This window comes from Streptomyces sp. SAS_272 (assembly GCF_052543235.1).
Genome location: NZ_JBMNDR010000158.1, coordinates 1 through 9,450, shown reverse-complemented (window position 1 = coordinate 9,450; position 9,450 = coordinate 1). Strand labels below are relative to the sequence as shown.

The window sequence follows — 9,450 nt, the reverse complement described above, 5'->3', positions numbered from 1 at the left end:
ATCTCCTGCGGAGCGCAGCGCAGATTGACGTCACGGCGGTCCGTCGCCCCCGGCCAGAGCCTCCGGTTCGTCGGACTCCTCTTCCACAAGCGCGGCCGGTCGCCGCACCACGAGGTCCCGCACCTCGTACGACAACTCCTTCACCTGCGCAGCCGGCCCCGGGTGATAGCGGCCCGCGCAGACCGACAGGTTGACGATGAGATAGGCGTGCCAGGCACGTCCCACGCCACGGCGGTCGGCGAACACCTTGCTGCCGTTCACCCACCAGGCCACGGACCGGGAGCCGAACTCGACGCGCAGGTCGATCCATGCTCCGGGGCGGACGGCGGGGTCACGGTAGTAGAGGTTGCCGCCGCGAACGTGGTTGGTCAGCTCCAGGAGGTCGGGGTTGTCGGGGTGGTACTCGAAGACGTCGATCTCCTGGCCGCCGTCCCGCCAGGTCCAGATGGCCGGCCAGGCGCCGACCTCACGCGGCAACCTGACCCGCGCCTCGAGCACGTCCCCCGTGCGGACGGTGAAGTCCTCCTCGCTCCCCTCCGTGGTGAGCAGGCCGGTTTTCCAGAAGCCGTCCGCGCGGCGGGTGGCACGGAAGGTGCCCGAGCGGCTGTAGGAGGGATCAGCGGTGAGGTGATCGAGTTTGTTGTCACCGGGGTTGACCGGTCCGCCGTTCGGATACGCCCACGAACGCCCCGCCACCCATTGACGGGTGGAGGTGAAGTCCGCCGTGAAGACGATCTCGGGTCCGGACCGGATCCCCTCTGCCGACGGCGTTCCGTCGCATGCAGGATTGTCCATGCGCGGAGGCTGCTCCGCATATGACGTCGGCATGCAGATGGCGAGCAATCCTGCGGCAAGGACAACTCGCACGAGTGAACAGCTCGGCTGAACCTCGGATTTCCGTCCCCCCGGGCGGTCCCCCCGTGGGCGTAGGAGACCCGCCCGCCGGCGCGGGGCCCGATGGCCCTCCGCCGTTCGTCGACCGGCGCGTGGTCAGGACTCCACCGGGGCCGCCCCGGTGGGGCGTCACCGGCCCTGCGGCTCCTGGGAACAGTCCTTCGACGAGCTCGACGCCGAGGCTCGCACGGTGACCATGGGCCGAGCCGAATGAGTGCTGCTCGTCCCGGCCTCGTCGGTCGGACGGGTCTCGCGAGCCTGCCCGCCCCACAGCCGCCGACGGTTTCCCGCACCCCTGCCCGCCCAGTGGGAACGCCCCGCTTCGACCATGGAGTTCCAGGATCTGTTCCGCTTGAAAGGCAGCTCGAAAAGCTTGGAGAAAAGCCAGGACGCGAGCAGCGAAACCGGCAGGGCGAGGGCGATCGTGAACCAGAAGGCGGGCAGGCCCGGCGCCACGTAATGCGGGGCCACCCGCCGGATGACGGCCAGGACGATCGGCAGATGGATCAGGTAAAGGCTGTAGGAGAACTCACCGAGACCCCGCACGGGACGTGCGGTCAGCAGTCGTACGAGAACGGCGGGTCTGCCGGTGGCCACGGCGACGATCAGCATCGTCATGGCGGGGGCGACGGCGAGATCCACCCAGAAGTAGTGCGTCAGCGTCCACACGGAACCCTTGACGACGCCGAGGGCGAGAACGGGCACGGCGGCCAGGACGGCGAACCATCCCCAGGGCAGACGTCGCACCCGGTCCGACGCGACGACGACTCCGGCGCCCACCATGCCGGCGACGAACACGGGCGCGAGATGCGGAGCGAGCCAGTTGTCGCCCTCCACCGGCGTTCCGCCCGGCGCCATCAGGCCACGGACCACCACCGGAAGGGTCACCAGGACGACCAGCACCGCCGCGCTCGACCGGCGCCGCACGAACAGCAGAAGCGGGAAGACGACGTACAGCTCCGCCTCCACTGCGATCGACCAGAACGCGCCGTTCGGCGTCGGCGCCGTGAAGACGTCCTGACCGAGGAGGCCGTAGACCACGATCGACCATCCGGTGGGCGGTCCGGAATGCGAAGCCGGCACCACGAACCAGGCGATGACCAGACTCATGCACAGCGCCGCCCAGTACGGGGGCAGGATCCGCCAGGCGCGCCGCCGCAGGTACTCGGCGACGCCCTCCGACCGCCAACCGTGACGCGCCGGGGAGATCGCCAGGGAGAATCCGGACAGCACCAGAAAGAAGACGACCGCCAGGCGGCCGTACATCAGTCCGTCCAGCCACCGGGGGGCCGAGCTGTCGGGATAGCCGGGGAAGGTGTACAACCAGCAGTGGAACAGCACCACGTAGAGGGCGGCCAGCCCCCGGAGACCGTCGAGGCCCTGTACCTGCCGGCGGACGGGCGACCCGCTCGCCTTCTTCTCCCGCCCCGGCGGGACGGCTGGAGCGAGAGCGCTACGGACCGCACGGCTCGAATCCACTGAAATCCTTCAACTCTTTCCTCGGACACCGCATTGTCGCGCGCCGGCGTGCCCCGCGGTCGCCGCGTGCCGCAGTCGGCGCGACCGGCGGACGTCCCCCGACCCGCTCTTCCCGTGCGCGGGACGACACAGCGCCCCCGCAGTGGACTGGTACGCGGGGGCGCGCCCAGCCGTTCAACGGGCGAACCGGCGAAGCATTCAGATGTGCACATCGTCGGAATGTTCGGGTGCCGTTCGTCTGTGGTCGACAGGGCCGGGTCCGGCGTCTCCCATCACCCTGGCGGCCCGCAGTCACGCCGTGGGTCCGGCGCACGGACTGCCGGTCCTGCCGGCATCGGGCTGCTCGGTGGGCGGCGACCAGGACACGATCCGTCTGATGCTCAAGGACACCGATCCCACCCGGGTGGTGTCCAAGGCTCCCTTGATCGTCTCCTTCGCCGCCCGGGACGCGCAGTTCGCCGTCCCGCGCACCGCGGGTGCGGCCTCCTGAGCCGCGTGCTCGACCGGGTCCTGGGACTGCCGTCCCCGGCAGGAGCGAACGTCTTCGACACGGCGGTCACCGTGGCCGTCCGGCCCTACGTCCAGACCGGCGGCCCGCACCCGCCGAGAGGTGCGGGCGCGGCTGTCAGTGCCCGGCTCCGTGCCGGCCGCCCAGTTGGTCGCGGTGCCGCGGATCGCCCAGGTGCGTGGCTTCGTCGAAGACGGGCGCGGACTTGGCCTGCGCCTTCGTCCTCGACAACTGCACGATGCGGGCGTCGTGGTCCACCCCCATGACGGCGTCCGAGGGGATCACCACGTCCTTGCCGAGAACCCAGGGGCCGGTGTGCACCACCAGGAACCGCGGGCCCAAATCCCTGGAGTACTTGCTGACCTTGCCGAGGTGACCGTCCGTGGCGTCCACCTGGTATCCGGTCAGGTCGTCGTCCGCGGTGTGGCCCGCGGTCGGCACGCGGTGTGCGCCGTGTTCGCTCACGATGTCCTCCCTGTCGTCCTGGCTCTTCGGGTGCCCGCTGAGGTGCACCGCAGACGTGCGGGGCCGTACCGACGGACGACGAGATCCCCGATGAGCCCGCCGACAACCTCAAGTCCCCTGCCTTCACCACCCCGTCCACTCGCCCGTCCGCCCGTCCGTCCGCGTCCGGCCGTCCGTCCTTCGACACCGTGCGGCGGGGGCAGTTCGGGATGCAGGCGTTCGTCGTCGGTGAGCTGCTGCTAGCCTCCGGGCTCACCCCAAGCCCCGTCGGCCGACCAGCGACCGGCGGCCACCGGCCCACTCTCGAAGGACCACCTCACCGCCATGCTCGACGGCACGCGCTCGACGACCGCGCCCAGCGACTGGACCGACCGTCTGCGCCTGTTCGGGTATGCGGCACGTCCCCCGAGCGACGTCCGTAAGCGTCTGGTTCCGCCCTTCCCGGAGCCGGGCACGCGCGCCTGGGAGCGCCTGGGTCTCAGCCCCGTTCGGGCGTTGCGTGCCGCGAAGGCGACGGGCTGGGCAGGTCCCGTGCTCGTCGCGCTCTTCGCCGGGGTGATCCGTTTCTGGCGCCTCGGCCGGCCGCACGATCTCGTCTTCGACGAGACCTACTACGCCAAGGACGCGTGGGCCATGCTGCGGCTCGGGTACGAGGGCACCTGGCCGGACCGCAAGTCCGCCGACCCGCAGATCCTGGCCGACCCGCAGACGATCCCCCTGAGCGACGCGGGCGCGTTCGTCGCGCATCCGCCGACGGGCAAGTGGGTGATCGCCCTCGGCGAGGGGACGTTCGGTCTCGATCCGTTCGGCTGGCGCTTCATGACGGCGGTACTGGGCACGCTGTCGGTGTTGATGCTGTGCCGCGCAGGACGGCGTCTGTTCCGTTCGACGGTGCTGGGATGCCTGGCCGGCGTCCTGATGGCGCTGGACGGCCTGCACCTCGTGATGAGCCGCGTCGCTCTGCTCGACCTCATCGTCATGTTCTTCGTGCTGGCGGCCTTCGCCGCCCTGCTCATCGACCGGGACCGGGCACGGGCGCGGCTCGCGGCAGCACTGCCGGTGGGGCCTGACGGCCGCACCGGACCGGACCAGGACGCCGCTGCCGGAGCCGGGACGGGCCTGCGTCCGTGGCGCCTGGCAGCCGGCCTCTTCCTGGGACTGGCGGCCTCGACGAAGTGGAACGGCCTGTACTTCCTCGTCTTCTTCGTCGTCCTGACCGTGTTGTGGGACGTCGGCGCCCGCCGTACAGCGGGGGCCCACCGCCCGTACCGCGCGGTGGTGCGCAAGGATCTCGGCTGGTCGCTGCTGTCCCTCGTTCCCGTCGCCGTGGTGACCTATCTGGTGACCTGGACCGGCTGGTTCCTGTCCGACGACGGTTACGGCCGGCACTGGGCGGACGGTCGCGGCGGCACGTGGTCGTGGATACCCGCCCCCCTGCGCAGCCTCTGGCACTACGAGCACGCCGTCTACCGGTTCAACGTGGGACTGGACACCTTCCACAAGTACGAGTCCAATCCTTGGAGTTGGCTCGTTCTCGGCCGTCCGGTGCTGTTCTCCTACCAGTCGCCGAAGGCCGGCCGGGACGGTTGCCACACGGCGTCCGACTGCTCGCAGGCGGTTCTCGCTCTGGGCACCCCGCTGCTGTGGTGGTCGGCCTGCTGCGCACTGGTGTATCTGCTGTTCCGGTGGGCGCTGCGCCGCGACTGGCGGGCGGGCGCCGTCCTGTGCGCGGTGGGGGCCGGGTACCTTCCGTGGTTCCTCTACCAGGACCGGACGGTCTTCGCCTTCTACGCCGTCGTGTTCGTGCCGTACCTGTGCCTGGCCGTGGCGATGACGCTGGGCGCGCTGATGGGTCCGCCGGGCGCCGACGAAAGGCGGCGCACCTGGGGCGCGGTCGCCGCAGGCGTGCTGGTGCTGCTCATCGCCTGGAACTTCATCTACTTCTTCCCGATCTACACCGGGCTGACCATTCCGTACGCCGACTGGCACGCCCGCATGTGGCTCGACACCTGGATATGAGCCCCCGCGCCGATCCGGTCCGGTCCGGGCGCCCGGCTGTTAATCGGCTTGACCTGGCGATGGGTGGCGGCTGCACTGTGGCGGGACGCCATGACTCGTGGTGTCGACGTCACGGGGAGGCAGCGGCAGCGATGGAGATCCGTCCTACGAACGACCAGGACCTCGACGTTTTCGTCGACACGCTCCATGCCGCGTTCGGGCGCTTCCCGGAGGCCTCGACCGAGGGGCGCGGAGTCTGGTGGTCGGCACTGGAGTTGGACCGCGGCCTCCTCGCCGTGACGGCGGACGGGCGGCCTGTCGGCACGGCCGCGGCGTACTCCTTCGAGCTCACCCTGCCCGGTGAGATCGTCGCGCCGGCCGCCGGAATCAGCGCCGTCGGGGTCCTGCCCTCACACCGGCGCCAGGGCGTGCTCAGCGCCATGATGCGCCATCAGCTCGCCGAGCTGCGGGGCCGAGGGGAGTTCCTCTCCGTACTGCTGGCCTCCGAGGCCCTGATCTACCGCCGGTTCGGCTACGGGCCCGCGACCTACACGCAGCGGCTGACCGTGCCGCGCCACCAGGGCGCCCTCGCCCTCCCGCGGGCGCGCGCAGCGGCCGACGGTCCGGCGACCGGCTCGCCGACCGGTTCGGACACCGGCTCGCTCGAGGTGCTGCGGCGCGCCGAGTGCGGCGAGATCCTGGAAGAGGTGTACGACCGGTACCGCCGCGCGCAGCCCGGCGCGCTGTCCCGGCCGCACCGTTGGTGGGCCCTGGGTGCGGGGCAGCCCCCGATCGCTCCGGCGGCGCGTCATGTCGCCGTCCACCGGGACGCCGACGGCGTCCCGGACGGGTACGCGAGCTACGCGGTCGGCGACCCCGAAACCCTGACGGTGGACGAGATCATCGCCGTGGACGATGCCGTCTTCACGGCTCTGGCCCGGTTCGCACTGGGCCACGACCTGGTCTCCCAGGTGGTGTTCAGGCATTTCCCGCCCGGGCACCCGCTGCGCTGGCAGTTCACGGACTTCCGCGCGGGCCGGGTCAGCGACGACACCGACTGGCTCTGGGTGCGGCTGCTGGACGTCCCGCGTGCGCTGACCGCTCGCGGCTGGTTCATGGACGGCGAGCTCGTCCTGGACGTCGACGACCCCTTCCTCGGCGAGCGCGGCCGCTACCTGCTGACCGTCGAGAACGGCAAGGCCGACTGCGTCCCCACGGACCGGGAGCCCGACCTGTCCCTGGACGTGAGCGACCTGGGCTCGGTCTACCTCGGCGGCACCGCCCCGAGCACGCTGGTGCGCGCCGGGCACATCCGGGCCCGTACCCCGGGCGCGGCCGCCCTCGCCGACGCGCTGTTCCGCGCCGACCGCGCCCCGCACTGCCTGCACTGGTTCTGACGGCGCGCCCGCCTCCAGGCGCATCAGCGCCGGCCGGCCGTCTCCCGGCCGACGCGGTACAGCTCCTGCGAGGTGGCGATGAGTTCGCGGCGTTCCTTTTTGGATCCCACCATGGGCTGGGAGCCGTGCAGGGACACCTGGGCGCTCTCGGGCAGGAAGCGGACCGTGACCAGCCCGATGACGCCGGCCGCCATGAGGTAGAAGGCGGGCATCAGGTCGTTTCCGGTGAGGCTCACGAGCGCCTCGGTGACCAGCGGGGTGGTGCCGCCGAACGCCGCGACCGCGAAGTTGAAGCCGATGCCCATCGCGGCGTAGCGGACGGCCGTCGGGAACAGCGCGGGCAGCGTCGCGGCGCTCGGCGCGGCGAAGCACGCCAGCAGAGTGGACAGGATCAGCACGCCGAAGACCGGCGGCCAGGTCCCGTCCATCTTGATCAACAGGAAGGAGGGAACGGCGAGGAGGATCATGCCCGCCGCCGCGTAGCCGTACAGGGGGCGTCGGCCGACGTGGTCGCTGAGCCTGCCGAGGAAGGTGATCAGCAGCACGATCCAGATCATGCCGATGAGTACGAGGACGTCCGCGGACGTGCTGGAGCGGCCGAGGGTCTCCGTCTGGTAGGTGGGCAGGAAGCCCGTGACCATGTAGTTGGTGACGTTGTAGAGGAGCACCAGGCCTGTGCAGATGAGCAGGCCGCGCCAGTGGTCCTTGACGATGGTCTTGAACTCGGTGCCCGCCGACTCCTTGGCCAGGCTCTGCTCGTGTTCGTCGAGTTGCTGCTGGAAGGCGGGCGACTCCTCCAGCTTGAGCCGCATGTACAGACCGATCACTCCGAGCGGGCCGGCGATCAGGAACGGGATGCGCCAGCCCCAGGAGAGCATCTGCGCGTCGCTGAGGGCGAGGTTCAGGGCGGTGACCAGAGCGGAACCGAGTGCGTAGCCGACGAAGGTGCCGAAGTCGAGCCAGCTGGAGAGGAAGCCCCGACGGCGGTCGGGCGAGTACTCGGCGACGAAGGTGGTCGCGCCCCCGTACTCGCCGCCGGTGGAGAACCCCTGCAGCATGCGGGCGAGCAGCAGCAGGACGGGCGCGGCGATGCCGATCGTGGCGTAGCTGGGGATGAGGCCGATGGCGAAGGTGCCGACCGCCATCATGATCATGGTGGTGGCGAGCACCTTCTGCCGTCCGAGGCGGTCCCCGAGCGGGCCGAAGACCAGGCCGCCCAGCGGGCGTACGACGAACGCCGCCGCGAAGGTGGCGAAGGACGAGATCACCTGCGCCGCGGGCGACGCCCCGGGGAAGAAGACCTTGCCGATGGTGGCCGCGAGGTAGCTGTAGACGCCGAAGTCGAACCATTCCATGCAGTTGCCGAGCGCCGAGGCGCCCACCGCTCGCCGCAGCAGGGGCGGTTCGACGACCTGCACGTCCTCGTCGCGGAAGGGACGCTTGTTCCGCTTCAGCCTGCGCGTCAGGTCCTGGCGGACCTGGGCGGGCAGACCTGCCGTGCGGAGTTCCCCGGACCCGGATGGTTGGGGCTGCCCCCCGGTCTGTACGTCAGCCACTGCAGTTCCTTACCCGTCGTGCGTGAGCGACCCGTGCGCGGCGTTGGGCACTGGGTGACTTCTGTGCGTATAGAGGCAGCTGCCCCCTTTCACACAGCTCATGCGGTGACCGCGGCCACATCGCCGCGTCCGAGCGACGCCCGAGGCTCAGGTGGCGGTCGGCCAGGTCCGCAGCAGTGCGGCGATGCTTCCGGCGGTGCAGGCGGGGTCGAGGAGCAGATCCTTGAGGGCGACGGCGTCCTCGCGGGCGGGTTTGACGGGGATGCCGGCGGCCTCGAGGTACATGACGCCGGTGGCCGCGGCCACCGCCATGTTGGAGCGCTCCAGCCAGCGGCACCGGCCCAGCGTGTGCACCAGCGCGGCGGCCTTGGCGTAGTGGCCGTCGTAGACGGGTTGTTCGAACAGTTCGGCCCGGTGCCGGGCCACCGCGGAGACGGGGACGCCGTAGTCGTCGGGGGCCGGGTCGTTCGCGCCGGCGGCCTCGGCGACCTGCAAAATCCACGGAACGTCGATGTGCAGGTCCATCAGGCGGCGCGCGCTCCGGGAGACGTCTGCCGGGCAGCATGCTCGGCGTCCTCGGCGTCGTCGAAGACCGACTGGTGCTCGGCCAGGAAGCGCGCAGCCGCGTCCACCGCACGGGCGCGCAGGCCGCTGGCGTCGTCCTGGACGAGCCGGGCGAGGTAGTCCCCCACGCTCAGCCCCAGATCGGCGGCGCGCTTCTTCGCGAGTTCCGCCACGTCCTCGTCCACGCGCGCACCCAGCTGTGTCTTCGCCATACAGGCATGGTAACACTCGTTACCACACCCCGTCCGGCCCTGCCGGCGAGGCTCGCCACCCCTGCGGTCCGGTCCCCGGCGGCGGACGCATAACGACCGGTCGGTAGCGTGCCGGGCATGACTACTGCCACCCTCGAACCGCGAGCCGGCCGCCGCTGCCAGTCACCGCTCAACTCGCTGCACGCGGCCCACTACTTCTCGCCCGACCTCAAGCGGGAGCTGGGCGCCCTCGGCATCGCCCATCCCCGGGCCGTGAACTTCGCCGCGCGCGCGGCCGCGCTCGGCCCCGTCGGGGCCGGTGCGGTGACCGCGGCCTTCTACAACTACAAGCACGATGTGGTGGCCCGGCACGTGCCGGTGGTGTGGTAGGTCGCCGC

General features: G+C 70.9%; 9 protein-coding genes and 1 pseudogene. 4 read left to right on the top strand and 6 right to left on the bottom strand.

Features of this window, described 5'->3' with window-relative positions; translation table 11 throughout:
- Window positions 1-30: 30 nt before the first annotated feature.
- Both ACN6LD_RS41255 and ACN6LD_RS41250 read right to left on the bottom strand, forming a co-directional pair.
- Window positions 31-795: a LamG domain-containing protein gene (locus ACN6LD_RS41255; RefSeq protein WP_319187829.1), complete on the bottom strand. Its 765-nt coding sequence runs from the start codon at window positions 793-795 to the stop codon at window positions 31-33.
- A gap of 228 nt (window positions 796-1,023) precedes the next feature.
- Window positions 1,024-2,373, bottom strand: a complete 1,350-nt coding sequence (locus ACN6LD_RS41250; RefSeq protein WP_319187831.1) for an acyltransferase family protein — start codon at window positions 2,371-2,373, stop codon at window positions 1,024-1,026.
- A gap of 298 nt (window positions 2,374-2,671) precedes the next feature.
- Here ACN6LD_RS41250 and ACN6LD_RS41245 point away from each other — a divergent pair, with 298 nt between their 5' ends.
- Window positions 2,672-2,863, top strand: a complete 192-nt coding sequence (locus tag ACN6LD_RS41245) for a hypothetical protein (protein WP_445045840.1) — start codon at window positions 2,672-2,674, stop codon at window positions 2,861-2,863.
- Between the two features lie 135 nt (window positions 2,864-2,998).
- Here the strand turns inward: ACN6LD_RS41245 and ACN6LD_RS41240 are convergent, their stop codons facing one another.
- Window positions 2,999-3,346, bottom strand: a complete 348-nt coding sequence (locus ACN6LD_RS41240) for a PRC-barrel domain containing protein (RefSeq protein ID WP_319187833.1) — start codon at window positions 3,344-3,346, stop codon at window positions 2,999-3,001.
- Window positions 3,347-3,670: 324 nt separating this feature from the next.
- Here ACN6LD_RS41240 and ACN6LD_RS41235 point away from each other — a divergent pair, with 324 nt between their 5' ends.
- Window positions 3,671-5,365 carry a dolichyl-phosphate-mannose--protein mannosyltransferase gene (locus ACN6LD_RS41235; protein ID WP_445045839.1) on the top strand — a complete coding sequence of 565 codons (1,695 nt, stop codon included), beginning with the start codon at window positions 3,671-3,673 and terminating at the stop codon, window positions 5,363-5,365.
- Window positions 5,366-5,496: 131 nt separating this feature from the next.
- Window positions 5,497-6,741, top strand: a complete 1,245-nt coding sequence (locus ACN6LD_RS41230; protein ID WP_319187836.1) for a GNAT family N-acetyltransferase — start codon at window positions 5,497-5,499, stop codon at window positions 6,739-6,741.
- Between the two features lie 23 nt (window positions 6,742-6,764).
- Here ACN6LD_RS41230 and ACN6LD_RS41225 read toward each other — a convergent pair whose 3' ends face one another.
- From ACN6LD_RS41225 to ACN6LD_RS41215, 3 genes are all read right to left on the bottom strand, one after another.
- Window positions 6,765-8,297 carry an MFS transporter gene (locus ACN6LD_RS41225; RefSeq protein ID WP_319187838.1) on the bottom strand — a complete coding sequence of 511 codons (1,533 nt, stop codon included), beginning with the start codon at window positions 8,295-8,297 and terminating at the stop codon, window positions 6,765-6,767.
- Between the two features lie 147 nt (window positions 8,298-8,444).
- Window positions 8,445-8,822 carry a fic family toxin-antitoxin system, toxin component gene (locus ACN6LD_RS41220; protein ID WP_319187839.1) on the bottom strand — a complete coding sequence of 126 codons (378 nt, stop codon included), beginning with the start codon at window positions 8,820-8,822 and terminating at the stop codon, window positions 8,445-8,447.
- On the bottom strand, window positions 8,822-9,073 hold the full coding sequence (locus tag ACN6LD_RS41215; protein WP_319187841.1) for a hypothetical protein: 252 nt from the start codon (window positions 9,071-9,073) through the stop codon (window positions 8,822-8,824). The genes ACN6LD_RS41220 and ACN6LD_RS41215 overlap by 1 nt, the downstream gene beginning before the upstream one ends.
- A gap of 117 nt (window positions 9,074-9,190) precedes the next feature.
- Between ACN6LD_RS41215 and ACN6LD_RS41210 the strand changes: the two are divergent.
- Window positions 9,191-9,439, top strand: a pseudogene (locus ACN6LD_RS41210) (helix-turn-helix domain-containing protein); the annotation flags it as partial.
- Window positions 9,440-9,450: the final 11 nt, after the last annotated feature.